At 58.3% G+C, this 26,986-nt stretch carries 30 protein-coding genes; 22 read left to right on the top strand and 8 right to left on the bottom strand.

The genetic code is table 11. The features are described from left to right. The 8 genes from PEH01S_RS29370 to PEH01S_RS29335 all read left to right on the top strand — a co-directional run. On the top strand, positions 1-2,880 hold a 2,880-nt coding region (locus tag PEH01S_RS29370), incomplete at its 5' end, for a glycoside hydrolase family 2 TIM barrel-domain containing protein (protein WP_127489706.1). A gap of 181 nt (positions 2,881-3,061) precedes the next feature. After that, complete coding sequence (locus PEH01S_RS29365; protein ID WP_127489704.1) at positions 3,062-3,676, top strand: LysE/ArgO family amino acid transporter; 615 nt, start codon at positions 3,062-3,064, stop codon at positions 3,674-3,676. A 714-nt stretch (positions 3,677-4,390) separates the two neighbouring features. Then, a complete protein-coding gene (locus PEH01S_RS29360; RefSeq protein ID WP_246063102.1) occupies positions 4,391-5,062 on the top strand; it encodes a glycerol-3-phosphate responsive antiterminator in 672 nt (223 codons plus the stop codon). Between the two features lie 172 nt (positions 5,063-5,234). Beyond that, positions 5,235-6,032: an HAD-IIA family hydrolase gene (locus PEH01S_RS29355; protein ID WP_307720137.1), complete on the top strand. Its 798-nt coding sequence runs from the start codon at positions 5,235-5,237 to the stop codon at positions 6,030-6,032. 113 nt (positions 6,033-6,145) lie between these two features. Further along, positions 6,146-7,480 carry an ABC transporter substrate-binding protein gene (locus PEH01S_RS29350; RefSeq protein WP_127489700.1) on the top strand — a complete coding sequence of 445 codons (1,335 nt, stop codon included), beginning with the start codon at positions 6,146-6,148 and terminating at the stop codon, positions 7,478-7,480. A gap of 105 nt (positions 7,481-7,585) precedes the next feature. Next, positions 7,586-8,479, top strand: coding sequence for a carbohydrate ABC transporter permease (locus tag PEH01S_RS29345; protein WP_025846970.1), 894 nt, complete (start codon positions 7,586-7,588; stop codon positions 8,477-8,479). A gap of 36 nt (positions 8,480-8,515) precedes the next feature. Continuing rightward, entirely contained in the window at positions 8,516-9,328 is an 813-nt protein-coding gene (locus PEH01S_RS29340; protein ID WP_025846968.1) for a carbohydrate ABC transporter permease, read from the top strand. Between the two features lie 17 nt (positions 9,329-9,345). Continuing rightward, positions 9,346-10,215 (top strand): sugar phosphate isomerase/epimerase family protein, encoded by an 870-nt coding sequence (locus PEH01S_RS29335; protein ID WP_127489698.1) that lies wholly within the window; start codon positions 9,346-9,348, stop codon positions 10,213-10,215. Between the two features lie 236 nt (positions 10,216-10,451). Here the strand turns inward: PEH01S_RS29335 and PEH01S_RS29330 are convergent, their stop codons facing one another. Continuing rightward, positions 10,452-11,474 carry a glycosyltransferase gene (locus PEH01S_RS29330; RefSeq protein ID WP_246063101.1) on the bottom strand — a complete coding sequence of 341 codons (1,023 nt, stop codon included), beginning with the start codon at positions 11,472-11,474 and terminating at the stop codon, positions 10,452-10,454. A 101-nt stretch (positions 11,475-11,575) separates the two neighbouring features. Between PEH01S_RS29330 and PEH01S_RS29325 the strand changes: the two genes are divergently transcribed. Together PEH01S_RS29325 and PEH01S_RS29320 are read left to right on the top strand one after the other, a co-directional pair. Next, positions 11,576-12,091 (top strand): hypothetical protein, encoded by a 516-nt coding sequence (locus PEH01S_RS29325; RefSeq protein WP_127489696.1) that lies wholly within the window; start codon positions 11,576-11,578, stop codon positions 12,089-12,091. A 63-nt stretch (positions 12,092-12,154) separates the two neighbouring features. Continuing rightward, on the top strand, positions 12,155-12,874 hold the full coding sequence (locus PEH01S_RS29320; protein ID WP_164828069.1) for a glycosyltransferase family 2 protein: 720 nt from the start codon (positions 12,155-12,157) through the stop codon (positions 12,872-12,874). Here PEH01S_RS29320 and PEH01S_RS29315 read toward each other — a convergent pair. Both PEH01S_RS29315 and PEH01S_RS29310 read right to left on the bottom strand, forming a co-directional pair. Continuing rightward, positions 12,871-13,074: a hypothetical protein gene (locus PEH01S_RS29315; protein WP_127489692.1), complete on the bottom strand. Its 204-nt coding sequence runs from the start codon at positions 13,072-13,074 to the stop codon at positions 12,871-12,873. The genes PEH01S_RS29320 and PEH01S_RS29315 overlap by 4 nt on opposite strands. Positions 13,075-13,092: 18 nt before the next feature. After that, a complete protein-coding gene (locus PEH01S_RS29310) occupies positions 13,093-13,545 on the bottom strand; it encodes a hypothetical protein (protein WP_127489690.1) in 453 nt (150 codons plus the stop codon). A 259-nt stretch (positions 13,546-13,804) separates the two neighbouring features. Between PEH01S_RS29310 and PEH01S_RS29305 the strand changes: the two genes are divergently transcribed. After that, the gene (locus tag PEH01S_RS29305; RefSeq protein WP_025846965.1) at positions 13,805-16,426 is read left to right on the top strand and encodes a glycosyltransferase; all 2,622 of its coding nucleotides are present in this window, start codon (positions 13,805-13,807) and stop codon (positions 16,424-16,426) included. A 141-nt stretch (positions 16,427-16,567) separates the two neighbouring features. On the opposite strand, the gene trxA is transcribed toward PEH01S_RS29305, so the two are convergent. Next, the gene (gene trxA / locus PEH01S_RS29300) at positions 16,568-16,927 is read right to left on the bottom strand and encodes a thioredoxin (RefSeq protein WP_173426547.1); all 360 of its coding nucleotides are present in this window, start codon (positions 16,925-16,927) and stop codon (positions 16,568-16,570) included. Further along, positions 16,890-17,279, bottom strand: a complete 390-nt coding sequence (locus tag PEH01S_RS29295; RefSeq protein WP_025846961.1) for a MerR family transcriptional regulator — start codon at positions 17,277-17,279, stop codon at positions 16,890-16,892. Before PEH01S_RS29295 ends, trxA begins: the two co-directional genes overlap by 38 nt. Before the next feature lie 111 nt (positions 17,280-17,390). Here PEH01S_RS29295 and PEH01S_RS29290 point away from each other — a divergent pair, with 111 nt between their 5' ends. From PEH01S_RS29290 to PEH01S_RS29275, 4 genes are all read left to right on the top strand, one after another. Continuing rightward, the gene (locus tag PEH01S_RS29290; protein WP_025846959.1) at positions 17,391-17,894 is read left to right on the top strand and encodes a GNAT family N-acetyltransferase; all 504 of its coding nucleotides are present in this window, start codon (positions 17,391-17,393) and stop codon (positions 17,892-17,894) included. A 27-nt stretch (positions 17,895-17,921) separates the two neighbouring features. Further along, complete coding sequence (locus tag PEH01S_RS29285; protein ID WP_127489688.1) at positions 17,922-18,206, top strand: hypothetical protein; 285 nt, start codon at positions 17,922-17,924, stop codon at positions 18,204-18,206. A 107-nt stretch (positions 18,207-18,313) separates the two neighbouring features. After that, a complete protein-coding gene (locus tag PEH01S_RS29280) occupies positions 18,314-18,910 on the top strand; it encodes a histidine phosphatase family protein (RefSeq protein ID WP_246063100.1) in 597 nt (198 codons plus the stop codon). A gap of 83 nt (positions 18,911-18,993) precedes the next feature. After that, on the top strand, positions 18,994-20,250 hold the full coding sequence (locus PEH01S_RS29275) for an aspartate kinase (RefSeq protein WP_127489684.1): 1,257 nt from the start codon (positions 18,994-18,996) through the stop codon (positions 20,248-20,250). A 5-nt stretch (positions 20,251-20,255) separates the two neighbouring features. Here PEH01S_RS29275 and PEH01S_RS29270 read toward each other — a convergent pair whose 3' ends face one another. Genes PEH01S_RS29270 through comA form a run of 3 tightly spaced genes read right to left on the bottom strand, consistent with a single transcriptional unit; the run spans position 20,256 to position 22,391 of the window. Then, entirely contained in the window at positions 20,256-20,720 is a 465-nt protein-coding gene (locus PEH01S_RS29270) for a DUF441 domain-containing protein (protein WP_025846954.1), read from the bottom strand. Positions 20,721-20,780: 60 nt separating this feature from the next. After that, positions 20,781-21,530 (bottom strand): 2-phosphosulfolactate phosphatase, encoded by a 750-nt coding sequence (locus PEH01S_RS29265; protein ID WP_127489682.1) that lies wholly within the window; start codon positions 21,528-21,530, stop codon positions 20,781-20,783. A gap of 21 nt (positions 21,531-21,551) precedes the next feature. Next, entirely contained in the window at positions 21,552-22,391 is an 840-nt protein-coding gene (gene comA / locus PEH01S_RS29260) for a phosphosulfolactate synthase (protein WP_025846950.1), read from the bottom strand. A 134-nt stretch (positions 22,392-22,525) separates the two neighbouring features. Between comA and PEH01S_RS29255 the strand changes: the two genes are divergently transcribed. The 7 genes from PEH01S_RS29255 to spoIIIAF all read left to right on the top strand — a co-directional run. Next, positions 22,526-22,798 carry a YqhV family protein gene (locus PEH01S_RS29255; RefSeq protein WP_025846948.1) on the top strand — a complete coding sequence of 91 codons (273 nt, stop codon included), beginning with the start codon at positions 22,526-22,528 and terminating at the stop codon, positions 22,796-22,798. Between the two features lie 68 nt (positions 22,799-22,866). Then, entirely contained in the window at positions 22,867-23,853 is a 987-nt protein-coding gene (gene spoIIIAA, locus PEH01S_RS29250) for a stage III sporulation protein AA (protein ID WP_127489680.1), read from the top strand. Between the two features lie 34 nt (positions 23,854-23,887). Further along, on the top strand, positions 23,888-24,406 hold the full coding sequence (gene spoIIIAB / locus PEH01S_RS29245; protein WP_127489678.1) for a stage III sporulation protein SpoIIIAB: 519 nt from the start codon (positions 23,888-23,890) through the stop codon (positions 24,404-24,406). A gap of 34 nt (positions 24,407-24,440) precedes the next feature. Further along, positions 24,441-24,644 carry a stage III sporulation protein AC gene (gene spoIIIAC / locus PEH01S_RS29240; protein WP_010499062.1) on the top strand — a complete coding sequence of 68 codons (204 nt, stop codon included), beginning with the start codon at positions 24,441-24,443 and terminating at the stop codon, positions 24,642-24,644. 14 nt (positions 24,645-24,658) lie between these two features. Then, complete coding sequence (gene spoIIIAD / locus PEH01S_RS29235; RefSeq protein ID WP_025846943.1) at positions 24,659-25,048, top strand: stage III sporulation protein AD; 390 nt, start codon at positions 24,659-24,661, stop codon at positions 25,046-25,048. A 135-nt stretch (positions 25,049-25,183) separates the two neighbouring features. Beyond that, positions 25,184-26,338: a stage III sporulation protein AE gene (gene spoIIIAE / locus PEH01S_RS29230; RefSeq protein ID WP_407669496.1), complete on the top strand. Its 1,155-nt coding sequence runs from the start codon at positions 25,184-25,186 to the stop codon at positions 26,336-26,338. A gap of 29 nt (positions 26,339-26,367) precedes the next feature. Then, positions 26,368-26,986 (top strand): stage III sporulation protein AF (gene spoIIIAF / locus PEH01S_RS29225; protein WP_127489676.1); only part of this gene is annotated, 619 nt, incomplete at its 3' end.

Below are 26,986 nucleotides of genomic sequence, written 5' to 3'. Positions count from 1 at the left end.
CTCGCCGTGCCGAGCCATTGGCAGCTTCACGGGTACGGCGCGCCGCATTATACGGATTTGTATTATCCGTTCCCGGTCCGTCCGCCCGAAGTACCGGCTGACAACCCGACCGGGACGTACCGGCGGACGTTTACGCTGCCGGAGAGCTGGCTGTCACGGAACGTATTCTTGCGGTTTCAAGGCGTGGACAGCGCTTTTCACGTCTGGCTGAACGGCAGCTATGTCGGCTACAGTCAAGGCAGCCGCTTGCCGTCGGAGTTCGCGATTGCCCCGTTTGTGCGCGAGGGCGAGAACGTGCTGGCGGTGCAGGTATACCAGTGGTCGGACGGCAGCTATTTGGAGGATCAGGATATGTGGTGGCTGAGCGGCATTTTTCGCGATGTCGCCTTGGTTGCTCAACCGAAGACGTATATAAGAGATTACACGGTCGTCGCCGATCTGGACGAAGACGGCCGCAACGGTCTGCTGGACGTGAGGGTGAAGTTGGCTAAAGAGCGGACGATGACGGGAAACGTCGTGCTAGAGTGGCGGCTGACGGATGGGGAACAAGGGACGGAGGCCGCATCCGGCGTTTGCCCCGTGGACGGCTGGAGCGAAGGCGGCGATGAAGCGGCGGCGCACTTCCGGGCGCAGCTGAGCGGGGTTCGCCCGTGGACGGCGGAAACGCCGGTTTTGTACGATCTGCTGCTCACGCTCAAGACGGCGGACGGCGAGACGCTCGAAGTGGTGCCGACGCGCGTCGGCTTCCGCCGGGTGGAAGTAAGGGGCGGCAGACTCCTCGTCAACGGGAAGCCGATCCGGCTGCGCGGCGTGAACCGCCACGATCATCATCCGGAGCGCGGCCGGGCGGTCACGCTAGAGACGATGGAGCGGGACGTCGTCCTGATGAAACGGCACAACATCAATGCGGTGCGGACGGCGCATTACCCGAACGATCCGCGGTTCTACGACCTGTGCGACCGGTACGGGCTGTACGTCATGGACGAGACCGACCTGGAAACGCACGGCTTCGAGCTTGTAGGGGATGCCGACCGGCTGAGCAACGATCCCGCGTGGGAAAAAGCTTATGTCGAGCGGATACAACGGATGGTCGGGCGGGACAAAAATCATCCGAGCATCCTTTTCTGGTCGCTCGGCAACGAATCCGGCTTCGGCTGCAATCACGAGGCGATGGCCGCTTGGTGCCGCAGCGCCGATCCGACGCGGCTCATTCATTACGAAGGCGACCGCGAGGCGAAGGTATGCGACGTCTTCAGCACGATGTACTCGACCGTAGAGAAAATGATCGGCTTCGGACAGCGCGACAACGAGGAGAAGCCGCATGTGCTGTGCGAATACGCGCATGCGATGGGCAACGGTCCCGGCGGGCTGCTGGAATACGAGGAAGCGTTCCGCAACTATCCCCGGCTCGCCGGCGGCTTCGTATGGGAATGGATCGACCACGGCCTCAGCCGCAGAACGGCGGACGGGCGAACGTACTACGCCTATGGAGGCGATTACGGCGACGAGCCGAACAACGGCAACTTCGTCATCGACGGTCTGGTCATGCCGGACCGTACGCCCTCGCCCGGACTGTTGGAGTACAAAAAGATCATCGAGCCGGTAACGGTGGAAGCGTTCGATGCGGGGCAAGGGACGGTCACAATCCGGAACCGGTACGATTTCCGCGACCTGAGTCATTTGCAGCTCGTCTGGACCGTCTCGGCGGACGGCGCCTCGCTTGTGAGCGGCTGCGCTCCGCTCCCGGACGTGCCGCCGGGCGGCACGGCGGCGGTGACGCTCCCGCTGCATAGACCGGCGCGCCTGCTGCCCGGCGCGGAGTACCGGCTTGAGCTGCGCTTCGTGCTCGCCTCGGACACGAGCTGGGCGCCATCCGGCCACGAAGTGGCCTGGGCGCAGCTTGAGCTGCCGGGCTGGGCGGCTGCCGGGCCGGGCGCCCTTCCAGCTGCGACGGCGCCGCACCCGCTGCTCGCGGAAGAGCGCGCGGGCGAGCTTGTCCTGCGCGGCACGGACTTCGCGCTCAGCTTCGATCTCGCGCGCGGCGATATCCGCTCGTGGACCGGCGCGGGCCGTCCGCTGCTCCGCCGAAGTCCCGCGCTCACGCTTTGGCGGCCGCCGATCGACAACGACATGTACGTCGTGGCCGACTGGCGCAAGGCGTGCCTTCATTTGGCGCGCGGCGACGCCCGTTCGTTCGCCTGGGAGCGGCTTGACTCCGGCACGGTGCGCTGCACCCGTCGTATACGCACGGCTCCGCCCGTGTACGACTGGGGCTACGAATCCGTATGGGCGTATACGGTCCACGGCAGCGGCCTTGTTGAGCTCCAAGTGCGCGGGATGCCGTATGGAAAACCGCCGGAGATGCTTCCGCGCATCGGGCTGCGGATGGAGCTGCCGGGCGCCTATGACCGCGTCGTCTGGTACGGCCGGGGGCCGGGGGAAGCGTACCCGGACAGCAAGCAGGCGGCCCGGTTCGGCCGGTATGACTGCTCCGTCGACGGGCTCGGGTTCCCTTACGTGTACCCTCAAGAGAACGGCAACCGCTCGGATGTCCGGTGGGCCGCTTTTCTGAGCGGCTGCGGCTCGGGGCTGCTGGCCGCCGGGATGCCGCAGTTCGATTTCGGCGCGCACTGGCATACGCCGGAAGACATCGAGCGGGCGAAGCACACGACCGATTTGGTCAAGCGGGATTTCATTACCGTGCATCTGGACTACCGGCACAACGGCCTCGGAAGCGCAAGCTGCGGACAGGGACAGCTTCCGCCTTACCGGCTGGAGCCGCACGAATTTACGTTCGCGGTCCGGCTGATGCCGGTCAACGAGCAGGGCGCGGCGCTCGAGGCAGCGGCCAGACGTCTGCGTGCCGGTGATGTGCTTTAAGCAGCGGAGGAAGCGCCCCGGCGTTTTTCGCGATGAACTATACGGAGAACACAAGTGTATAGATAATCGCAACCAACTCACGCGGGACGAAAACGTTCCGCGTTTTTTATAAGCATTGTCCCCGCAGGCAGCACTCGTGATATAATCAGCCTACTATATCGCGAAGGGATTTTGAAAGAAGATGCTTTTTGCTTTATGGAAAGGAATCGTCTTAGGCTTGTCGATTGCCGCACCGGTGGGACCCATTGGGATACTGTGCATTCGCAGAACGATAGCCTTAAGCAGGGTGCACGGTTTTTTGTCGGGACTCGGAGCGGCCACGGCGGATGCGCTATACGGTTTTGCAGCTGGCTTCGGCTTGACGCTGGTCATGAACATGCTTCTGGAGCAGAAGCTCTGGCTGCAAGCGGCCGGCGGCATTTTTCTATGTTACTTGGGCGTGCGGACGATTCTCTCCAATCCGGCATCGGGCCCTGCAAAAGCGTCAGGGGATACTCTCTTCGGCTCCTATTTTTCCACTTTTTTACTGACGATCGCCAACACGATGACCGTCCTGTCTTTTCTGGGGATCTTCGCAGGCATAGGCATCGGAAGCGCCGGAGAAAGCGTCAATTCAGCGGTTGCGCTGGTCGCGGGTGTTTTTTTGGGCTCGGCGCTTTGGTGGTTCGCTCTTTGCTTTACGGTCGGCTTGTTTAGAGAACGCTTGAATATCCCGACGATGAAATGGATCAACCGGATTTCGGGGACGATTGTGGTTTTGTTCGGGATCGTTTCCCTTATCGGCCTGCTCCGTTAACACTATGCAAGGGGCGCCGTGCGGCAAGCCGCCGGGGGATATTGCGCTTCAGGCAGCGGATGGAACTGCCCGTCGACCGAATTTACGTTCGCGGTCCGGTTGATGCCGGTTCACGAACAGGTCCTTGAGCGCCGCAGCACGGCGGCTCCGTACCGGAGGGGGGCTTAAAGTGAGATCGACGATGCCAAGCAAAAGCAACTCGGGGATATATAGTCCTGGGACGCAAGAAAAACGCAGGGTGTAATCGTCCCGCGTTTTTGCAATGACGAACCAAGGCGGCAAATGCATTATCGGCGGAGGAAGCACGATGATGATTGCCGACTTCGATTCAACCTGAAAATAAAGGAACGAGGATGCGCTAAGCCAAGGTTTTTGAAGTTGCTCGGAACATAGAGGAAGCAAGGTGACTTATTCATGTCGAAAAATGTTCAACTCCCCTTGCATGAGGGCATTAAGACACCGCAGATGCGCTATTTTGGTCAGGCAGGCCAATTCGAACGCACTAACGCACGTCAGTTCCTCTATTGTCCCCGAAACAATTCTGGAGCGGCGGCGCATCGATTGATTCGTTAAACGGTCCGGCCAACGGTCAAGAAAACAAGCCCCCGCGATTTGGGGGTGAGTCCCATTCCCCCCTGCTCTTCGGCCTTCGTTAACACTGCCCTGACAAATGTCTGCTAAGATGAACTCGAGCTGCGCGGAGTTTGTCAGCGTATGGCGCAGAACGGAGCTTGGAAAGGGGCAGAGAACGTGAAGCAGGCATTATACGAGTACATGGGGGACAAGCGCATCATTCCCGCGGTGCGCAAAGCCGAGGATTTGCAGGCGGCGTGCGCCAGCGAGTGGCCCGTCGTCTTTTTGCTGATCGGGGATCTGGTCACGGCTGGGGAGTATGTGGAGACGGCGCTGCAAGCAGGCAAAAAAGTGTTCCTGCACGTCGATTTTATCGCGGGGCTCGGCAGCGACCCGATCGTCATGAAGTACGTGGCGGAGCGTTGGCGGCCGACCGGCATTATTTCGACGAAGAGCCATCTGGTTAAACAGGCGAAAAAGAACGGCCTGGCCGCGATCCAGCGGCTGTTTCTGATCGATACGTCCGCGCTGGAGCATGGCATTCACAATATCGGGCAGAGCGAGCCGGACGCCGTAGAGATTATGCCCGGTCTGATTCCCCGGGTTATTACCCAGCTGCGCCGGAGCATCTCCATGCCGATTATCGCCGGCGGGCTGATTCACGATCACGCGGAGATCGAACTCGCGCTGGAAGCAGGGGCCAGCGCCGTATCGATGGGCAGCCGGAAGCTGTGGGGACCGGGTTCGGCGTCAGCCACCGTGCCGGAAGCCGCACCTTTACAAAAATTACACAAACCGTTAACATCCCGATGACAAAACGGTGCTAGAGTAAGAGTCGGAAGTCCCAATTGCATATTCAAGGGTATGAGACGAGGAGAAAACCCTTATGCAGCCGCAGGAAGCGCCTGAACGACGATGCGCCGCTTCTTTCTGCTGGATAAAGGGTTTTTTTGTGTTTTCATCACGAAGGGAGCTGCGCAGGATTTTGCCGGATTTGAGGGAAGTGGACGGTTTCTTTTTCGATTTGGACGGAACGATCATGCTCGGCGACAGGCTGCTTCCGGCGGCTGCCGAAACGTTCTCCGTCCTGCGGGAAAAAGGAAAGAGCATTTTGTTTTTGAGCAATACGACGACGCGGACGAGGAGGGAATGTCAAGCCCGCCTGCAGGCGTTCGGGCTGGAAGCGCACGTGCACGAGGTGGTGACGGCTGCTTACGCCGCTGCGGTATATTTCACGGAGCTGCGCGATCCGGTCGTCTATCCCGTCGGAGAGCCGGCGCTGATCCGCGAATTGGACGAGCTGGGCGTTCGGCGAACGGAGGACCCGCTTCGCGCGACGCACGTGCTTGTCGGGATGGACATGCATTTCGACTACGGCCGGCTGCATCAAGCGATGAAGGCCGTGCGCGGCGGGGCAGCGCTGATCGCAGCCAATCCCGACCCGTATTGTCCGGTCGACGGCGACGTCATCCCCGACACGTGGGCGATGGTGAAAGCGATCGAAGCGGCGAGCTGCGCCGAGACGCAGGTTGTCATCGGTAAGCCGTCGGACTATTACGCCCACAAGGCGCTCCAATGGAGCGGTCTTCCGGCGAAGCGCTGTCTGATGGTGGGCGACCGGCTGGATACGGACATCCTGCTGGGACTCGGCAGCGGCATGCGCACGGCGCTGGTGCTGACGGGCGTGACGGCGAGGTCTGACCTGGACGCGTCTCCGATCCGGCCCGACTACGTCTGGGATTCTCTGGGAGATTTGCTGGAAGCTCTCCGCTCCGATTTTTAACATTTGCTTTACATTGCTCTAACGAGGACATCACACACGTTTGCTACAGTAAAGCCATAGGGACGATCTCGGCAGACGTATATCCTATTCAACCAACCAAAGGAGAGAAAACGATGCGTTCCGTAACTGCAAAAATGGTAAGTCTGGGTCTGTGTATTTCGATGCTCGCCGGGTGCGGCGCCAAAACCGAGCCGCCAGCCGCTTCCTCGGCCTCGAATCAGGCGGATACGAAAGCGGAGACGAAGGACGAGAAGGTCGAGCTTACGTTCTATTACCCGATTGCCGTCGGAGGACCGCTGACCGCCACCATCGAAGGGATGGCTCAGGAATTCACGAAGCAAAATCCGAACATTACCGTCAAGCCGGTCTATACGGGCAGCTACGCGGATACCGCCGTCAAGACGCAAGCGGGCGTACAGGGCAAAACTCCGCCGGATGTGGCCGTGCTGCAATCGACCGAGCTGTTCAGCCTGCTCGATATGAACGCCATCCTTCCGCTTGACGAGTTCATCGCCAAAGAAGGCGGCGACAAGTATTTGTCGGACTTTTATCCCGCGTTCCTGGCGAACTCGCAAACCGGCGGCAAGACGTACAGCATTCCGTTCCAACGCAGCACCATCGTGCTGTATTACAACAAGGATCTGTTCAAAGCGGCCGGTCTCGATCCGAACAAACCGCCGCAAACGTGGGATGAGATGAAGGACTACGCCAAGAAGCTGACCAAAGACGGCAAGTGGGGCCTCGAAATTCCGGTCACCGGCTTCGCCTACTGGATGTTCCAGACGTTCGCGCTGCAAAACGGCAAAAACATTATGACCGAGGACGGCAAAAAGGTCATGTTCAACACGCCGGAAAACGTGGAAGGCTTGCAGTACTGGGTGGATTTGGCGAAAAAGGAAAAGGCGATGCCGGAAGGCGTGACCGAGTGGGGCACGGTGCCTTCGGACTTCCTGGAAGGGAAGACGGCCATGATGTACCATACGACGGGCAACCTGTCCAACGTGAAGAAAAACGCCAAGTTCGACTTCGGCGTCAGCTTCCTCCCGAAACAAAAAAGCTTCGGCAGCCCGACGGGCGGCGGCAACTTCTACATCTTTAAAGACATCGATAAGAAAAAGCAGGAAGCGGCTTGGAAATTCGTAAAATTCATGACCGAAGCCGAACGTGCCGCCCAATGGAGCATCGACACCGGCTATGTCGCCGTCCGCAAATCCGCCTACGAAACCGAGCGGATGAAAAAATACACCGCCGAATTCCCGGCCGCTGTCGTGGCGCGCGATCAATTGCAGTATGCAGCCGCAGAATTGTCCACACATAACAACGGCAAAGTGATGAAGGCGCTCAGCGACCAGGTGCAGGCGGCGCTGACAGGCGCGATGTCGCCGGCGGACGCCTTGAAGAAAGCGCAGGAGGAAGCGGACAAGGCGCTCGCTCCGTTCAATAAGTAATCTTACGTGTCCGGATTACCGGGGGCGGCGGCATGCGCTTATCCAGGCGGCCGCCCACGGCTCTCGGGCACGGCTTCATTTTAACGATCGCGGGGAGGCTTCCTTTTGGGCGGCAAAAACTTCAACCTACAATGGAAAACGGACGCATTCGCATGGCTTTTGCTTTTGCCTTCGCTCGTGTTCTTGTTCCTGTTTACGTTTTATCCGATCGCCAAGACGATCCGGCTTAGCTTTTATCAGGCGGATTTGGCGAGCCCGGTGCCGGTCTTTACCGGCCTGGATAATTATGCCCATCTGATGAAGGACGATATTTTCTGGCAGGTCATGTCCAACAATCTGTGGTTTGCGCTCGGCACGGTGCCGACGTCTATGGCGTTGGCGCTGCTGATGGCGGTGTTCGCGAACAAGGCGATTCGCGGCAAAGGCTTCGTGCGGACGGCGTTCTTTTACCCGACCATGATTCCGATGATTGCCATCGCCAATGTGTGGCTGTTTATTTATACGCCGCAGTACGGGCTGCTGAGCAGGGTGACCCAATGGATCGGGCAGGGCGACATCAACTGGCTCGGGACGCCGGAGCTGGTCATGTATGCGATGATCGTTATGATGATTTGGAAGGAAGCCGGGTATTTTATGATTTTTTACCTCGCCGGGCTGCAAAATATTTCCCGCGACTTGTACGAGTCGGCGGAGGTGGACGGCGTCGGGCGCTGGACCGTGTTCCGCAAAATTACGTTTCCGCTGCTGATGCCGACGACTTTGTTTGTCGCCATCGTGGCGCTGACCAACGCGTTCAAGCTCGTCGATCATTTGCTGATCATGACGAAGGGCGGACCGAACAACGCGAGCAATCTGCTGCTTTATTATATTTACGAAACGGCTTTCAGCTTCTGGGATCAAGGCATGGCCTCGACCTTGACGGTCGTCATGATCGCCGTCCTTCTGCTCGTGGCGGCACTGCAATTTTTCGGGCTGGATAAGAAAATACATTACCATTGATGCGGAAATGCCCTGTGAAAGAAGGTTGGCGGTTACATGCGGCGTAACAAGTTGAAAATAAGTCATGCGTTCATATATATGCTCGCTTTGGTCTGGCTGATCCCGCTTTTCTGGGTGACCGGCACGGCCTTTCGTCCGAAACAGCTTGCGCTGCAGCCGGGCTTGTCCCTGGAGTTCACGCTGGACAACTTCGCCCGCGTCTGGGCGGCTGCGCCGTTCGCGCAGTACTATGTCAATACGCTGCTGATCGTCGTCTGCGTTTTTGCCGTACAGATGGTCACGGCGACGATGGCGGCGTTTGCTTTTGCCCGGGTCCGCTTTCGCGGCCAAAATCTCGTGTTTCTGCTGTTTCTGGTGCAGATTATGATTCCGGCGGACGTGCTGATTTTTCCGAACTACAACGTCCTGAAGGAATTGTCGCTGCTCGATACGAAGCTCGGCATTATGCTGCCCTACTTTGCGTCGGCCTTCGGAATCTTCCTGCTGCGCCAGATGTTTAAGACGATTCCGCCGGAGCTCGACGAAGCCGCCGTCATGGAAGGCTGCTCCAAGTGGCAGGTGCTGTGGAAAATTTATTTTCCGCTGGCCCGCCCGTCGTACATCGCCTTCGGGCTGGTATCCGTCAGCTACCATTGGAACAACTTTTTGTGGCCGCTCATCGTGACGAATTCCGTTGAAAACCGGCCGCTTACGGTAGGGCTGGCCATTTTCGCCCAATCGTTCGAGACCGGCGCGCAGTGGACGGAAGTGAGCGCCGCAACGCTGATGGTGATCGCGCCGCTGCTGGCCGGGTTTCTGCTCTTCCAACGCCAGTTTATGAACAGCTTTATTCAGTCGGGGATCAAGTAAGCAGGAGGATAAGGAGGATGAAGCTTATGGAAGCGCTGCGTCAATGCGCCGTTTCGACTTATGCGCTGCTGGAGGAGTCTTTGGAGGCGGCGGTTGTTCGTTTGATCCGGGACGGGTGGAAGGAAATCGAGATCATGGGCGAAGGACCGCACATCGAGCTGCTGGATTGGCCGGAGGAGAAGCTGGACTGGCTTTGGCAGCTTGGGAAGGCGCATGGCGTTCGCTGGACGGTTCATGCCCCGATCACAGGTCTGAACCCTGCGGCGGATGAGGAAGAAGCCAGAAGAGCCTCAATGGAGCTGTTGTTAACTACGCTTCGGATCGCAGAGCGGCTGGAATGCGCTTATGTCGTGGTGCATCCGGGAGAAGCGGACGAGGCGGAGGAGCTGCTGGCCGGTTCCGCCCGGGAATCGGAACTCGCGGAGCGGGTGGCGGAATTTGTCCGGGAAGCGCTGCGCGCAGCAACCGGTTCGGCTGTCGTGATCGGGCTGGAAAACGTACCGCCGTATCCGAGCCTGTTAGGCGCGGATGTGCGGTTTCTCGAGCGGATCGTCCGCTCGGTCGATTCGCCGCGTGTGCGGATCGTCTTCGATGCGGGCCACGCCCATTTGACCGGCACGGGGCGTTGCCTGCTATCGCTTAAGCGTGTAATGCCGTATGTTGTCGGGCTGCATTTGAGCGACAACGGAGGCGTGCGCGACGATCATTGGGCATTCGGCGCAGGCTCGGTTCCGCTCGAAGCCGTGACGGTGCTGGCCCGGGATTACGGCTTCGCCGGTTCTTGGGTGCTGGAGCTGCGCAGCGTGCCGGACGCGGCCGCCTCGGCGGAAGCGCTGGCCCGGATGCGGCGCTCTTCCCGGGCGGCCGGGCTGTGGCAGGCGGAGTAGTGAAACCTGGTGCGACGACTCTATCCGCGTAACCCGGCGCTGCGTGCCAAGCAATGGGAAAAACGGTGCGGGCGGATAGCAGCGACGGAAATAAAAAAAGCAAGAAGTCGGCCAACAGGCGATTTCCTTGCTTTTTTGCTTTAGAAAAAGCGAGTATCGCCGGGAAGCGTGATCTAACGGGGAGAAGCGCGGGACGAGCGGTATCATCAGGAGAGAATTTTGTCGCTTCTACAGGATCAGGTTCTCTCTTTTCGTTCCGGCAGCGAGCGAAGGAAGGCGTCGATCTCCCGGGCGCGGTGCCTCCAAGTATGCTCCAGCGCATAGGAGATGCGGGCCGCTCCGTCGCCCGGTTCGTCAAGCCGTTCCGCGACCTTCCGGATAAACTCTTCGCGGGAGACGGCAGTATCCACATGCGGAGCCATCCTTCGACACTCGGGAAGCGCCGTGGATACCACCGGTTTGCCGGCGGCCAGATATTCGTAGGCTTTGACCGGGTTGGCAGCGACCGTCAAGGGCGTGATGCGGAAAGGAATGATGCAGACCTGAAAGCTTTGAATATAGCCGCGCAGTTCTTCATGCCGCTTTAACCCCAAAAAGCGTACCTTGCCGCCGTAAGCGTCGGGCGGGTGCCTCCTGTCGAATGGCGGCCCGATCACCGTCACTTCGGCCCCGGGCAGCTGTGAGCATCGGCCGATCAGCCCTTCGTCGATCCAAGGCGCCCACGCGCCGACAAAGCCGATCTGTTTTCGCTTCGCCCCCTCATGCCTTGCAGCGGTTTCTTCACTCGGCAAGTGAAGCTTCATGCTTGGATCGTAAGCGTTGCGGATCAAGAGGGCCCGCTGCTCCGGATAGCATCTTCGAATCCGGTCGTACAGCCGCTGCGAGGAACATACGATGGCATCCGCCCGGACGGCCAGTTGTTTTTCGGCCCGGAACCACTCGCCCAGCTCGTCCGAACAGTCGTAAACGATCCGATCGGGCGAGTAGGCGGAGGCAATGGACAAATAGGCGAAGGGCAGCGAGCACCAGACGATCACCGGGGCGGTTTTGCGGATTTGGGGCCAGGCCGTTTGAAGCCAATGCTCATGGTGGTGGACGACAAACAAATTCGGCTCGACCGGCTCCACCCGCGGAGCGGATCGGGTTCGGTTGCAGAAAAAAACCGTGTGGCCGAGACGCGCCAATTGGGTCATCAGCTGCTGCGGACGCTGCTTCATCCACGTCCAATCGAGGGTCGACGGATAAATGACGATGCTCACCGGATGTTCCTCCTTAGAAAAATCGATAACAAATTATAGGTGTTTATCATATAGTAAACAGTGAATCGAGAAGTGCAGATGGACGGGAGGCCGTTCCCGAGATGCTGTTTATCGTACTGGACTCGCGTCAAGGCGCGCCTGCGGAGCATACGCAAGCATCCGTTTCGACTGTCTTCCCGGAAAGCCGTTGTATCCGGCTGGAATCGCATGCTGCGGGCGGCTTGAACGCCGCTCTTGCCGATTACGGGGAGCCTTGGTTTGTCATCCTGTATGCGGGCGAGCGGCTGCTCCCGGCGTTTCGCCGCGAGCTTGAAAGCTGGGTCCGCTCCTTAAAGGAGAGCGAGGCTGGCGTGCTGCTGACCCCGGTGGACGCAGACCGTCATCGTTTGCCAGTCGGCGGCGTGCCCAGAGGGCCTGTGCTTTGGCGAACAAAAGCGTGGAGGAGCGGCCTGTGCCCGGGATTTGCCGGGCCTGAACTGCTTCCTTTCGAACGGTATGTCCTGGTGGAAAAGCAATTTCAGTTGAGCGAAGCATGGCATTGGCCGGAACGGCAATCTTCGGGCTGGCTGCCGGCTTTGCCGCGTGTTCCCGTCACCAAGAAAGCGGCGGACGAATAGCGCGAGGTTGCCCCGATCCTGAAGGGGAGGTATAGCGCCGCCGTTGCCGGCCAGTCTCCGTTTGTGACAGTGGTCCTTTGCACGTACAATGATGCGGAATATTTGGTTTGGGCGATCCGAAGCGTCTGCGTTCAGCCGTACCCGCACTGGGAATTGCTTATTGTAGACGACGGATCGGACGACGGCTCCGAGGAGGCGGTGAGAGCCTGCCCTTTCTCGGTCGACCCCCGCATCCGGTTCGTGCGCTGCCGGCGGAACAAGAGGAAGTCCCATGCTTTAAATCGGGCGTTATCCTTGGTCCGGGGACGATGGCTGCTTGAGCTTGACGCCGACGATTGGCTGACGCCGGACTGCTTGCGTTTATTTGCCGGCCGGGCTGCACAAGGACACGGAGCATCGTTCCTCTACGGGCGCCACAGGCAGTGGCACGAACGTCGGGATCGAAGCCTGATCGTGGGACGGATCGGCGAGCGCCCGAAGGAGCTGACGGCCGATTCGCTCCTGAAAGACGGATTACCGTTGGCTCCCCGCATGTACAGCGTCCAAAGGCTGAAGCAGCTGGGCGGTTGGTTGACCACGGACCCGTTCGAGGGACGTTTGTACGAAGACCTTCAGCTTTTGGCGCGACTTCTGCCATTCGGGCCGCCGGAGGAAGTGCCCGAGGTCGCATACCATCGGAGGCTGCGAATGTCAAGCATAACCCACCGACACCCGGACCGTTATGCCAAGTGGCTGCGGTGGATGCGGGAAACGCTCCCGGATATGGGCCCGTCGCAAGATTAAGCCGCAAGAATACGTACGAATTCTACATTTTGTATAAATACCGTTACTTGCGTCGTCGGGGTAGTGTAGGAGGGATTGGGTACTTCCACTGTGAAAAAACCGTCTCCTACGCCGAGCAGCGTACCTTGAACGAATTGATTCGTCAAAAACGCTTCGATCCTTCTACCGATGAAGGTGGCCAGCGCCTGAGAGAAATTCATGTCCAGCTGCCTCCTTTCTTAACTTACGGAAGTTACGTTGGCGAGAGGGATTAAAACAATGTCGCCCGTTGGCTCTAGGATTTGGGCAAAATCTTCGCCGACTGCGGTCAGTGTACCGGAGATGGCGCCTGCGTTCGATTCGATGGATACCGTCGTACCGATACGTCCTTGCAGCAGCGTGCGAACGGCACGGCGCGTGGCGATGAGGCTCGCCACCTCCGCCTGCAAGCTGCTGATCTGGGCGGCGAACGGCTCCGTTCGGGCCGCAAGCGCCGAGACTTGCCCGCTTAAGCCGTTCAGCGTCTGTGTCGTTTGCGCCAACTGCGCGGACAATTGCTTCTCTTGCGCGGAAACGTCATTCACCTGCCCGGCGAGCCGGCTCACGTCAAGCGAGATTCGATGAAGGCGCCGGCTTAAGCTGTTAAACAGTCTGAAAATACGGCGACGGAGCCTGTTGACGATGTCTGACAAGCCCAGGCGTTTCTTTTGGGGAACGGCCTTTGCGAACCACAATTTTGCGAACCGGAATGCAGGTTCTTTTCACTAAAAGGATTTGTCGTATGGACACGGTCATAATACACTCCTTCCTAACAGATACGCTGTACCATATGTCGGATAAATGCGGATAGGAACTTGTCTAGTCTAAAATGGTGAAACAACCCATTGTGGAAGGAAATGAAGAGAATCCGGACCGGCGTGCAATTCGGCAACGAAGGGGAGGTAAAGGAAGGTGGCGGCAGAGACGAAACCGCATTTTCGTTCGGAATATCATTACAGGCAGCAGTATTATGCGAGCTTCCTGCACGGTCCGATCGATCCGCATGCAGCGGAAGTGATGAAAATCATGGGGAGCAAAACGTTCAAAGCGATCGTCGTCTTCCCTGAAGCGGTTCCCTGGGAGCCGTTTCAGCGTCCGCAGCAGCTGTTGAAAGAGTTTGCCGGACGAGGTTATCTTTGTTTCTTTTGCGACCCTACCGGCGAACCTTTTCAGCTTCGCGAAGCCGAACCGAACCTTTTCGTCGTGAACGGCGAAGCGTACTTGATTCCTGCGCTTCGCAGCCAATCCGTTATTGTGCTGTGCACTTGGCTGATGCAGATGGCTTGGGCAGACTTATTGCCGCATAAGGTGCTTTGGTACGACGTGCTCGATGCCCTTGAATTTTTTTCGTTATACGACGGGAACATGCTCGAGAAGCATCGTCAAACGGCGGCCCAAGCCGATATCGTGACCTATTCCGCGAAATCGCTGCAGAGGTATGTGAAGGAACGGTCCGATGCCCTCTATTTGCCTAACGCTGCGAGAATCGAAGATTTCGGAATGCCACAGCCCTTCATTCCCGGGGATATGGCGCCGTTTGTCGCAGCGGGCTCCCCGGTCATCGGATATTTCGGAGCGGTGGAAGAATGGTTCGACGACGAGCTTGTGCTGGAATTGGCGCGCAGAAGGCCGGAGTGGCAGTTCGTCATTATCGGCAAGCCGGGCATTTCCAAGGATAAACTCGATGCGCCCAACATTCACCTGCTCGGGATGAAGCCGTACCATCAACTGGCACACTACGGCAGTTGGTTTCAAGCGGCCATGATTCCATTTCGCGTCAATGAAACGACCAACAGCGTGTCTCCCGTCAAATTTTTCGAATACGCAGCGCTCGGCCTTCCGGTCGTTTCCACGCCGTTGCTGGAGTTGACGAAATACCAGACCGACATCTTGCGTCTGGCGGAAGGCGCCGACGAATTCGAAGCGGCCCTTGCATCGGTATTGGCTCCGGAATTCGCAGCGGTAGCGGGCCGGGAAGGGGTCCGTTTCGCCGCAGGACACCAATGGTCGGAGCGGACGGATCAAGCGGAGCGTCTGCTGGAGGAGTGTCAGAGCGCCTGGAAGGCGTATGCCAATTATAATCCGGCCGGCAAGGCTGCGGTGATGACGGTGACCTTCCTGGATTACGAGGGCGAGAAATTCTATAACGGCGGAGCGGAGCGGTATTTGACCGATTTGCACCGGCTGCTGGAGCAGCAGGGGGTGCCCCTCACCGTCTATCAGTACGGCCATGATACGTGGCTGCGCCGGGTTCGGGGCATTGACGTCGTATCTTTATCCAGAGGCGGACAGCACGCGAAGCAGTACACGATCCCCGCCGTCAAAACGTACAACCGGCTGTTTCAGGAGCAGACGGCCGAGCGTTCGGCATTGACGGTTTATTCCGCCTTTTTTAACGCGTGGCCCTATGAAACGAGCGGTTCCGGCATCGGTATTATTCACGGCGTGAGTTGGGATCATCCGGATTGCAGCTATACGGACGGATCGGTATTCTGGGAAACGAACCGCCGTTTTATCGAAGGGGCCCGGCTGTGCGGAACCCTGGTGTCGGTAGATACGAATTCGGCGAACTGGCTGCAGACGGTCGATTATGCTTTGGGCCACACGATCAAAGTGATACCGAACTACGTCGATACGGACGAGTTTACGCCAAGACCCGATTACGACAAGCCGGGCAGCCGCATCGTCATCTTGTATCCCCGGAGATTGTACCATGCGAGAGGATTGTACCTGGTGCTGGAAGTTATCGATCAAATTTTGCTTAAATATCCTAACGTCGATTTTCATTTCGTCGGGCAAGGGCTCGATGACGACCTTCGGCATGTCGATCTCAAACGCAAACGGTGGTCCGGCCGCATCAAGCGGTACTCGCTGAAGCTTGACGATATGCCGCAGGCTTACCGGCAGGCGGACATCTCGCTGATCCCGACGCTGTACAGCGAAGGCACGAGCTTGTCCTGTCTGGAAGCGATGGCTTCCGGCAATGCGGTCATTGCCACCCGGGTCGGCGGCTTGACGGATCTCGTCATCGACGGGTACAACGGGCTGCTCATCGAGCCGAACGCCCATGCCCTGAAACAAGCCATCTGCAGCTTGCTGGACGACCCTGAGAAGCTCGTTTCGTTCAAGCAAAAAGCGACCGGGGTCGCAGAGGTGTTTACCAAGAAGCGTTGGATCCGGCAGTGGACCGACATCATCGCTTCCCATTGGCGCGGCCGGGCCGACTTGTCCGCCGCCCCGGGCCGCAGCCGGCTGGTCGAGATTTGGCTGACCCGGCTCCCGTCGGGGCGGAGCGCAGGTCAAGCGATCGTGAGCTATTTGGCCGGGGGTGATGTAGTCTATGTCCGGGTGAAGGACGGAAAGGCGTACCGGTCCTGCAGCTTCGGCCGCTTGCAATGGTTGGACTGGGACGATCCGCAGCACGACGAACCGGATGAGCTTATTGTGGAGCAGGGGATCGAGCGGGAGTTCGGCCGCCCGGTCCGAACCGTTGCGATCGGGCAGGGGGAATGGAGCATTGGGGCTGACGGCTAATGTGCGCCAGCCCTTCTGAGTTAAGCAAAGATTCCGGTCATCATCCGGCATGCGAGGAATTCCGCCATGCCCCAAAATATGGTACGATGGACAGGAAGAGGCATGGAGGGCGGTCTATGACTGCCGCCTGCTTTGATTTCCTTAGCGGGCGGTTACGGCCGAGTACTTGGCAACCAAGCTGCGGTACGTTTCTTTCGGCCTCAAGCCGACCAGCCTTTCGACGGGCTCGCCATCCTTGAGCAGGATGACCGTCGGCATCGACATCACCCCGAATCGGGACGCAATCTGCGGCGAAGCGTCGACGTCCACCTTCAGAATCGTCACGCGCTCTCCCAGCTCTTGTCCGAGCTCCTCCAGCAGCGGGATCAGCCTTTTGCACGGCGGGCACCACACGGCGGTAAAATCGACCAGCGTCAGTTCGGATTTGCGGATATCTCCGGAAAATTCGGCATCGTTGCTTGTTTTAATGCTCATCGTTTGTTCCCTCCATGGATTCGTTATCGGTTTGTTCCGATAGAATAGATTGTATGCGGTCCTCCAGATTGGACCTGATCCGGACCAGTGTCTGGATTTGCTCGTCGATTTCCTTCAGCTTCTGCCGATAAACGGGCAATACCTCGTTGCAGAACGCTTCTTTGTTCATGAGCACGCATTGCAGAAAACCGGCAATCTGCTCAGTAGACAAGCCCAGCTTCAAATACAACCGGATCGTATTGACCTGCTCTACGGCAAACTTGTGGTATTCCCGGTAGCCGCTTTCGGTGCGGGCCGGTGTGATCAGCCCTTGCTTCTCGTAATAGCGGATGGATCGGATGCTGGCTCCGGTCGCCTTGGACAGCTCGCCGATTTTCAGAGTCCATCCCTCCTTCAGGTGAATTGCGGATCGTAGGTTTATTATAGACCGTGACATTAATGTCAGAGTCAATCGTTTTTTTTGCATCTATTAAAAAATGGAGGATAATTTATGATCATTCGCAAATTGGAGCCTCAAGACGTGGAAGTATTTTGGAGCCTGAGGTTAAAATCGTTGAAAGAGCATCCCGAATCATTCGGATCGAACTACGAGGAGGCATCGCTTACCGCAATGGACGAGGTTCGCCGCCGTTTTCCGAATTCGGCGGACCAGTTTCTTCTGGGTGCGTTCGGAGAGAACAACGAACTGACGGGCATGATCGGCTTTCGCCGGGAGTCTTCGCGCAACCTGGCTCATAAGGGCATGCTGTGGGGCGTATATGTGGATAGCGCCCATCAGGGGAAAGGGATCGCCACCGCGCTGCTTCGGCATGTGCTGGAGGAGGTTCGCTCGCTGGACGGGCTGGAGCAGGTTTATCTGGCCGTGGTTACCGTCAACGAACCGGCGGTTCGACTGTACCGTTCGGCGGGATTCGAAATCTTTGGCACCGAACCGAATGCGTTGAAAATCGGCAGCGAGTCGTACGACGAATACTGGATGGTATGCAAACTATAGATAACGGTTTTTCAAGGGGAGATATGGATGGTTAAAACGATAAGGAACGCCCTTTTGTTTGCGGCGGCCGTTCATGTGCTGTATGTCATCGTGCAAATGATTGCGGGGATCATTCTCACCATGCGGTATACGCCGAAGATCGTCGACGCTTATTCGAGCAAGCAAGTGCTGGAATCGCAGGTTTCCTTCGGCCTGACGGCAAGCCCGTCCGGATGGCTTTACGCCTTGACGTTTGCCGGCAGCGCCGCCTTGTATGCCTTCGCCCTGCAGCCGCTGCTGCGGAGATGGGCCAATCGGCGGAAGCGGCCGTAGCGTTCCGGACGGTGCTTACGGCAGGCAGCATGGGGGACGCGCCGGTTCCGTATACATGAACAAGAGCAGCTTTTTGCTTATGAAAACGATGGACTGGGGGGAGTATGATGGACTTGGTATTCGTCATTCAGGGGGAAGCGCAGCATTCGCTCGGTTTGCCGGGAAGCCGGCAAATGAAGGACCCGCAGCTTACGGAGAAAGGCAGAATGGACGCGCTTCGGCTTCGAAGCTTGAAGCCGCTTTCGGATACGGACGCCGTCATTGCCGGCCCGACGATGCGAATGCTCCAAACGGCCGAGCTTTGGTGCGAGGGGACGTCCGCCGCCCGGTTTGCGCATCCGCTCGCCGGCCCGCGACAATATCCGTTCCGTTACGATTTTCATACGATGCCTTGCGACATGCCTTTAGAGCCCGGCCGGCTTGCGGGCCTGTTCCCCAAGTGGCAGATGCCTGCCGACTTGCCCGAATATTTGTGGCTGCAAGGCATCCATACGCTGCCGGGCCTGCTGTTCGCCCAACAGGCGGACCGCTTTCTCGCATGGTGCCGCGCTCTGGGCAAGGAACGGGTCTATGTGGTAACCGAGGCGGGAACGAGCCGGGCCTATCAGGCCCATCTGGCTTCGGCGCGCTGCGGCGGAACAGAGAAGCTGCTCACACAGCTGGAAGAAGACGGCGGCTTCGCGTTATCCGTCTGTTCGGGTTGATATTTTACTATTTCAAGAGAGACAGGGCTTATGATATAATTACTCACTAGTTATGTAAAAGTTTGCGTAGGGAGTGAGCAGCTTTGTCTCTGATAGTGATGAAATTCGGCGGGAGCTCCGTAGGTGACGCGGAGCGGATGAAGCGGGTGGCGAACCGCATCGTGGAAAGAAAGCTTGAAGGCCACGATTGTGTCGTCGTCGTTTCGGCCATGGGAGATACAACGGACGATTTGATCGATTTGTCCAAACAACTGTGCCCCGGCACGCCGCCGGCGCGAGAAATGGACATGCTGCTGACGACGGGCGAGCAGGTTTCGGTCGCGCTGCTGGCGATGACGATCCACAGCCTCGGGCACGAAGCCGTTTCGTTTACGGGCTGGCAAGCCGGCATGTACACGGAAGCGCTTCATGGCAAGGCGCGCATTACCGATATCCGCCCGGATCGTATCCGCGATGCAATCGCAGCCGGCAAAATCGTCATCGTTGCGGGCTTTCAGGGTATGACGGAGGACGGCGAGATTACGACGCTCGGACGCGGCGGATCGGATACGACGGCCGTAGCTCTGGCAGCCGCCATTGAAGCGGACGTCTGCGAAATCTTTACCGATGTGGACGGCATCTATTCCACCGATCCGCGGATTGTGAAATGCGCCCGCAAGCTGAACGAAATTTCGTACGACGAAATGCTGGAGCTTGCCAATCTCGGGGCGGCGGTTCTTCACCCCCGCGCCGTGGAATACGCCAAAAATTACAATGTACAGCTGGTCGTCAGATCCAGCTTCAACCATAATGAGGGCACGAAAGTGAAGGAGGAAGCGGCGATGGAACAAGGCATCGTAGTACGCGGCATTGCATACGACAAAAATGTGGCGAGAATCAGTATTCTGGGAGTGGAAGAAAAGCCGGGTCAGCTGGCAAAAGTGTTCACCGCCTTGGCCAAAGCGCAAATCGACGTGGATATCATCGTCCAAAGCGGCGTCCAGAACGGTCTCGCCGACTTCTCCTGCACCGTTTCGCTGTCCGATCAAGAGAAGGCGCTTCAAGTCATCGAAGGGATTCGTCCGGAAGTCGGCTTCCGTCAAGTGACCTCCGAGACCAATCTGGTCAAAGTATCCATCGTCGGGGCAGGGATGGTCAGCACACCGGGCGTCGCCGCGAAAATGTTCGAGGTCATCTCCGAGCTTGGCATCAGTATTCTGCTGGTGAGCACGTCCGAAATCAAGACGTCCTGCGTCATTGAAAACGGCCGTTTGAACGAAGTGATCGCGGCGCTGCACAGCGCTTACGGCCTCGATACGGATCAGACCGCATTTGTAGGCGGCCCTTCCGAACGAAGATAAGTTAGTTAACGCAGCTTATCGAAGACGAACGTAAACAGCTTAAACAGGAAGGCGGTAATTCCGGCGGCCATCAGCGGTCCGACCGGAATGCCCTTCAAGAAAACAATTCCGAAGATGGACCCAATGACAAGACCCACAATCAATTGTGGGTCTATTTTTAATAACTCCAAGCCTTTGCCGTTCATGTACGTTGCGATGGCCCCTCCGACCAAGGCCAGGATCCCCGGCCAAGTGGTGAACATCGACGTCACGTCTTTGATGGATATTCGTTCGCTGGCGAACGGAACCAACACCCCCATCGTCAAAAACAGCAGCCCCAGCTCCAGCCCTCGCCGCTCGATGGTAGGCAAATACCGATCCAAACTGATGAGCTTAATAATCAACAGCACGCAGGCTGCCGTGGTGATGATATGGGAGCGACCGATCAGACCGATGATAATCAGCGCCACCAGCAAAATGTCTCCGTTCATGGTCAGGCCCCTTGTCCATTGGTTTCTTTTCCAGTGTATGAACGAGGGCTTGGTTTAGAACTAGAGCGAGGCAGAGGCGTGCTCCGGCTCCAGCTTTCCGGCACGCACGACAGGCGCCAAGGACAACAGGTCGATTTGCGCGCAGTATGTCACATCGTCGCGGAAACCGAGCTTGGTCAGCCGCCGTCCGCCAGCGCAGGAAAGCAGCGTTTCGCTCAGACGGTCCTCCACTTGCCGGTAGGCGTGAAGCATCGCCAGGCCGAAATCGCCGACCGCCCGCGCGGCCGCCGGCCTGTCCGGGTCGCAGCCGAACAGCCGGAGCAATTCGCGCACAAGCAGACCGGCGCATAGGCCGTCTTCCAGCGAGAACACGTCTTGGGCCCCCGAACAGACAACCACGATCTCCTGGTCCAGCGAGGCCGCCTTGCGGGCGCAGGCACCGGCGTTCAGGAATGCGCCGATCAGCACGTGATCCGCTTTCCTGGCCTTATGAATCGCCCGGGTTCCGTTTGTCGTCGTCATAATTAACGTTTTTCCGGATACCGCTTCAGGCGAGTACTCCAGCGGAGAGTTGCCGAAGTCGAAGCCGGGAATTTTTTTGCACGAACGCTCCCCTCCCAGCAAATCTCCGGGCCTTTGCAAGCTTTTCGCTTGGCTGACCGTTTCGACCGGGACAAGCGTCTGGCATCCCCCGGCAAGCGCTGTCAGCATCGTAGAGGTTGCCCGAAGCACATCGATGACGATAACGGTTTTGTGCTGCAGGTCGTCGGACCTCGCTTCGTTAATGGAGGAGATCACTTGAATATTCACGGAAACCGGACCTCCTCCGCTTCAAATTTGCCAATCCCACGTGTAGCCGGCGGCTACGGACTGCGTTCCCCCAAGGAGCATCGTGTCGGAACGGAGTCCCCGACGGAGCGCTTCGAGCGAGATGACGTCCGCCGGAGCGACGTTGCCGAGATGAACGTCGGCTCCCAGCATTTGCATCAGATGCACCTGCTGCTCCTTCTGAGGCGCTTCCCAGAGCAGAACGCCCGGACTCGGCACCTGGCTCAGTACCTGCGCGATTTCCTTATCCTTGCAAGCGCCTTGAGCGTCGTAGATGCCGACGCCTTTGCCGGACTCCCGGCCTTCGATCGTGACAAGCGCAGCGCCAAGTCCGGTATCCACGATCACCGTTTCAATCAATTCGTCCAATTCGATGGTGGAGCCCCATCCCTTTTTTCCGTATTCGGTAATGACCGTGAGTCCTGCTTCCACGCCTCGGGAGATCAACTCGCTGCGCAGACTCCGCGGTACCTCGATGGTTCCGTCCGACACTTCCACACCGCTGAAGCCCATGTAAGCTGCCATATCAAAATAATGGTCGACCGCATCCTGCCGGATCGCCACCTCAAGAAAAGTGCCTCCGGGATAAACGATAATGTCGTGGGCTTTGGCCATTTCGATTTTGCGCTTAAGCAACTCCGTCTTATAAAGCGGCGAGGTGCCGAATCCGATTTTCAGCATGTCGATATAGACGCCAGCCGTCTGCAGCAAATCCTCAAGCGCATGAAGTCCAAGGCCTTTGTCGATCACCATCGTTTTACCTAAGGCTCGCGGCTTATCCGTACGATGCCCGGTCGGATCGCTGAGCAGGGTGTTCCACTGCAGCGGTGATGTAACCTCCATCTTGTATCGCCTCGCAGTAACATAAAGTTGGATTACGGTGTCATCATATGCATTTTGGGCGAATGGTGTGCCCTGCGAGCCTAAAATAAGACGAGCCTGCATACAGTGATAAGGAAAGCAAAGGGGGGAAACGCATGTCGGTCATTAATAAAATCGTCCTCAGCATGGCGCTGATCCGAATCTTCTCGGGAAGCATCGAGATTATGGCGGGGCTGCTTATGCTGCGCTACAACCAGATTGAGAAAGCGCTTCTGGTCAATTCGGCGCTGGCGCTGGTCGGGCCTCTCGTACTGCTTACGACAACGACGATCGGACTAGTGGGGATGGCAGAAAAGCTGTCGGCGGGCAAAATGCTATGGGTGCTTGTCGGCGTGAGCTGTATTTTTATTGGAATCTTAAAAAAGTAATCGGTCATAGTTCAGTAGATTGCATCATACATATGATTGTAAAAGATGGACAGCTTGGAGGGATAGCCATGATCCGGTCGCTGCTGCCGTTCTTCTCTGCCGATATGCAGCAAATCCTAGCAACTCTACCAACCCGCATTGCATCCGAGCTGCAAGAAATCCGGATCCGCGAAGAGAGGCCTCTGGAAGTCGTCTGGGCCTCGGGCTGCGGCTTCGTATCGGACAAGGGCAGCTTGTGCGCCGATTCCGGGCAAGCCTACCGGCCGACGCGCCGGGACTGCGCGGAGCTGCTGGAGCAGCTGACGCAGCATTCGATGTACACGTTCGAAGAGGAGCTGAAGCGGGGGTTCATTACCGTTGCCGGCGGTCACCGGATCGGCCTGGCCGGACGAACCGTCCTCGAACAAGGAAAGGTGAAATACATCAAGGATGTCAGCAGCTTCAACGTCCGGCTGGCGCGGGAATGGAAAAATGCCGCCAAGCCGGTCCTTCCCTATCTGCTCGAACCGGGCGGCGAGCGGGTGTACCGTACGCTGATCGTCTCCCCTCCGCAGCAGGGAAAGACGACGCTGGTCCGCGATCTGGCCCGATTGCTTGGGACGGGAGGAGCGGACAACGGCTTGCGCCGATCCTTCAAGATCGGCATTGTCGACGAACGCTCGGAAATTGCCGCCTGCGTCAAAGGGGTTCCCCGCTTCGATGTCGGGTGCCGGACGGACGTGCTGGACGGCTGCCCGAAGGCGGAAGGCATGATGATGATGATCCGCTCCATGTCGCCGGAGGTGCTGATTGCCGACGAGATCGGGCGGGCCGAGGATGCGCTTGCGATCCACGAAGCGCTGCACGCCGGCGTCGGCATCATCGCTACGGTCCACGGCCGGGCCGAGGCAGAGCTCAGGCGCCGTCCGATCCTGCGGGAGCTGCTGGAAGACGGCGTGTTCGACCGCTTCGTGGTGCTGGCCAGACCGCCGGGAGCGGGACCGGAGACAGCCGTCTACGACAAGCAAGGCAAGCGGCTTGACGACAGGCTGGCTTGGAGAGGGGGGCTGAGCTGATGAAGCGAACCGGCGAAGAGGATGAGGACCCCGTATGCTGAAGCTGCTTGGCGCCATGTTGATTTTGCTGGCAGGCACGTTGTTTGGCTTTTACCAAGCTTCCCAATTGTCGCGCCGTCCGAGGCAAATCGCCGATCTGATCCGCATGCTGCAGCGGCTGGAAACGGAAATCCTCTACGGCTTCACGCCCCTGCCGGATGCGCTCCGGCGCGCTGCAAGAGCGGATGATTCCCCGGCGGGCGATTTGTTTGTGGCCGCAGCGGAGGAACTCGGCAAGCCCGGCAGCCGTTCCGTACAGGCCGTCTGGGAGCAGGCGGTGAGCCGGGGATGGAAATCGACGTCGATGAAAGCGGCGGAGCGGGACATTCTGCTGCAGCTTGGCTCTACGCTGGGGCTGACGGACCGCGAGGATCAGGTGAAGCACCTGAGGCTCGCCGTCAGCAGTCTGCAAGGGGAAGCGGACATTGCGCGGGACGAGCGGGAGCGGTACGAGCGGATGTGGAAAAGCCTCGGCCTGCTGATGGGCGCGTTAGTCGTCATTTTAATGTATTAGAAGCAGAGCCAGGCTTAAGGGTGAGGTGCCGCCAATGAACGTGGACGTAAACGCGATATTCCAGATCGCCGGCATCGGCATCATTATCGCAATGATTCATACCGTGCTGAAGCAGATGGGCAAAGAAGATATGGCGCATTGGGTCACCGTGATCGGCTTCGTCGTCGTGCTGTTTATGGTGGTCCGGCTGCTGGACAGCTTGTTTAAAGAGATCAAGACGATTTTTCTCTTCCAATAAAGCAGGTGAAGCCCGTGGAGATCATTCAAGTCGTAGGGCTCGGGTTGGTAACGACCGTGCTGGTGCTGATCATCAAGGAGCAGAAGCCGATGTTTGCCTTCCTGCTGACAGCGTTCACCGGCATTACGATCTTCCTGTTCCTGATCGGCAAAATATCCGCCGTGATCGGAGTGCTGGAGGAGCTGGCCAACAAAGCGAATATCAATTTGATTTTTCTCAAAACGATTCTGAAAATCATCGGCATCGCCTACATTGCCGAATTCGGCGCCCAGATCGTCCGGGACGCCGGCCAGGAAGCGATCGCCTCCAAAATCGAGCTGTCCGGCAAAGTTCTCATTATGGTGATGGCGATTCCGATCGTTTCGGCCATCATCGAAACGGTCGTCAAGCTGCTTCCCGCCTAGCGCCGGAAATGGGCAGCTCGGCATGAAGAAGCGGGTGGAGGAGGAGCGATGAGGCGGCGCTGGATGCAAGAGATACGACATTCGTACGGGAGATGGGCTGCCTGCGGCACGCTCCGGCTCGGACTGCTGCTTGGCATGGCGTTCCTCGCGGCACTTATGCTGGATGCGGGCTGCTGCGGCGCCGTTTATGCCGCCGTACCGGCGGAAGAGCTGATCCGGGAGCAGGCGCAGCGGCTGCCTCTCGATCAGGTGGAGCAATTCTGGAGCCGGCTGACCCGGCAGTACGGCGGATATTTTCCGGACAGCCGGGCCCCGAGCTTCATGGAGCTGCTGCTCGGAGCCAAGGAATTCGGCCTCGGTTCGGTTTTCTCGGGACTTTTCAAATACTTGTTTCACGAGCTTCTCTACAATGGCAAGCTGCTCGTTTCCATCGTCATTCTTACGGTATTCAGCATGCTGCTGGAAACGCTGCAAAGCTCCTTCGAGAAAAATAACGTCAGCAAAATCGCCTATGCCATTTCGTTTCTGGTCCTGATGATTATGGCGGTCAACAGCTTCAGCGTCGCGATCGGCTATGCCAAATCGGCGATAACCGATATGATCCACTTCATGATCGCCGTCGTCCCGCTGCTGCTTACACTGCTCGCCTCCATGGGCAACGTAGTGACGGTTTCCGTCCTGCACCCGCTGATCGTGTTCATGATCCACGCGGTCGGGACGGCGATCTACTTCATCGTATTTCCGCTGCTGTTTTTCTCGGCGGTGCTGCATATTGTCAGCTCCCTGTCGGACAAATACAAGGTGACCCAGCTTGCCAATTTGCTGCGGAACGTCAGCGTAGGGTGCCTTGGGATTTTCGTTACGGTCTTTTTGGGCGTCGTTTCGGTACAAGGTATCGGCAGCGCCGCGGCGGACGGGGTGACGATCCGGACGGCCAAGTACATCGCCGGCAACTTCGTGCCGGTGGTCGGAAGGCTGTTCTCGGACGCCTCGGAGACCGTGATCGGCGCTTCGCTGCTGGTGAAAAACGCGGTAGGGCTGGCGGGGGTCGTCATTCTTCTCGTGCTGTGCGCCTTCCCGGCGCTCAAAATATTGGCGCTTGCCTTCATCTATAATGTATCGGCTGCGGTGATGCAGCCCTTGGGAGACAACCCGATGATCACGTGTTTGGAAACGATTGGCAAAAGCTTGATTTTCGTCTTTGCGGCGCTAGCTGTCGTCGGGCTCATGTTTTTCCTGGCGATTACCATTGTGATCGCCGCCGGCAACGTATCGGTCATGATGCGCTGAACCGCGCCACGCGAAGGAGAGGATGACGATTGGACTTCCTGAGCGGGTGGCTCAAGTCGATCGTCATGGTCATCTTGCTCGCCACCTTCGTCGATCTGCTGCTGCCGAACCGGTCGATGCAGCGCTATGTCAAAACCGTGATCGGTCTGTTCCTGCTGCTTTCGCTGCTGCAGCCGCTCTTCTCGCTGCTTGGCCAGCGGTCGCAATTGGATGAGCGTATCAAGGATGCGCTGATCACAAGCGGAGCGGCGAGCCCCGGGCGGCTGGCGGGCGGGGCAGCCGGAGAGGTCGAGTCGCTGCCCGCTACCCTGCAGCGGGCCGAAGCGCTGAAAGCCAAGCAGCAGGAGCAATCGCGCAAGCTGGTCGAGACGCAGGCTGCCGGTTTGATGAAGCGAAGCATCGAGCAGAAGGCCGGGGTGAAGGTGCGAAGCATTCAGGTGGAGACCGCGCCCGACAGCGAAGGGCAGCTTGTCATTCGCAGCGTCTCCCTCGCTTTGGAGCCGCAGACGCCGGTTCGGCCTGTAACGGATACGGCTGCAAGGCCGGACAAAGGAATCGAGCCGGTCCAACCGGTCGAGCCCGTGGCAGGTGTCGATATCCGCATCGGCGAGCCGCAATCGAGGCCCGTTTCCCGGATGAAAAACGGCG

It is taken from the genome of Paenibacillus ehimensis NBRC 15659, from assembly GCF_004000785.1.
GTDB classification, from domain to species: domain Bacteria; phylum Bacillota; class Bacilli; order Paenibacillales; family NBRC-103111; genus Paenibacillus_G; species Paenibacillus_G ehimensis.
Note: the sequence above shows the minus strand (reverse complement) of the source record. Positions and strands in the feature narration are given on the sequence as shown.

What these genes read in the sequence shown, in the direction of transcription:
- PEH01S_RS29365 (WP_127489704.1), top strand. Translation starts at nt 3,062, where the DNA reads ATGCTTTTTGCTTTATGGAAAGGAATCGTCTTAGGCTTGTCGATTGCC.
- PEH01S_RS29360 (WP_246063102.1), top strand. Translation starts at nt 4,391, where the DNA reads ATGGCGCAGAACGGAGCTTGGAAAGGGGCAGAGAACGTGAAGCAGGCA.
- PEH01S_RS29350 (WP_127489700.1), top strand. Translation starts at nt 6,146, where the DNA reads ATGCGTTCCGTAACTGCAAAAATGGTAAGTCTGGGTCTGTGTATTTCG.
- PEH01S_RS29340 (WP_025846968.1), top strand. Translation starts at nt 8,516, where the DNA reads ATGCGGCGTAACAAGTTGAAAATAAGTCATGCGTTCATATATATGCTC.
- PEH01S_RS29335 (WP_127489698.1), top strand. Translation starts at nt 9,346, where the DNA reads ATGAAGCTTATGGAAGCGCTGCGTCAATGCGCCGTTTCGACTTATGCG.
- PEH01S_RS29325 (WP_127489696.1), top strand. Translation starts at nt 11,576, where the DNA reads ATGCTGTTTATCGTACTGGACTCGCGTCAAGGCGCGCCTGCGGAGCAT.
- PEH01S_RS29315 (WP_127489692.1), bottom strand. Translation starts at nt 13,074, where the DNA reads ATGAATTTCTCTCAGGCGCTGGCCACCTTCATCGGTAGAAGGATCGAA.
- PEH01S_RS29290 (WP_025846959.1), top strand. Translation starts at nt 17,391, where the DNA reads ATGATCATTCGCAAATTGGAGCCTCAAGACGTGGAAGTATTTTGGAGC.
- PEH01S_RS29285 (WP_127489688.1), top strand. Translation starts at nt 17,922, where the DNA reads ATGGTTAAAACGATAAGGAACGCCCTTTTGTTTGCGGCGGCCGTTCAT.
- PEH01S_RS29280 (WP_246063100.1), top strand. Translation starts at nt 18,314, where the DNA reads ATGGACTTGGTATTCGTCATTCAGGGGGAAGCGCAGCATTCGCTCGGT.
- PEH01S_RS29270 (WP_025846954.1), bottom strand. Translation starts at nt 20,720, where the DNA reads ATGAACGGAGACATTTTGCTGGTGGCGCTGATTATCATCGGTCTGATC.
- comA (WP_025846950.1), bottom strand. Translation starts at nt 22,391, where the DNA reads ATGGAGGTTACATCACCGCTGCAGTGGAACACCCTGCTCAGCGATCCG.
- PEH01S_RS29255 (WP_025846948.1), top strand. Translation starts at nt 22,526, where the DNA reads ATGTCGGTCATTAATAAAATCGTCCTCAGCATGGCGCTGATCCGAATC.
- spoIIIAA (WP_127489680.1), top strand. Translation starts at nt 22,867, where the DNA reads ATGATCCGGTCGCTGCTGCCGTTCTTCTCTGCCGATATGCAGCAAATC.
- spoIIIAB (WP_127489678.1), top strand. Translation starts at nt 23,888, where the DNA reads ATGCTGAAGCTGCTTGGCGCCATGTTGATTTTGCTGGCAGGCACGTTG.
- spoIIIAC (WP_010499062.1), top strand. Translation starts at nt 24,441, where the DNA reads ATGAACGTGGACGTAAACGCGATATTCCAGATCGCCGGCATCGGCATC.
- spoIIIAE (WP_407669496.1), top strand. Translation starts at nt 25,184, where the DNA reads ATGGCGTTCCTCGCGGCACTTATGCTGGATGCGGGCTGCTGCGGCGCC.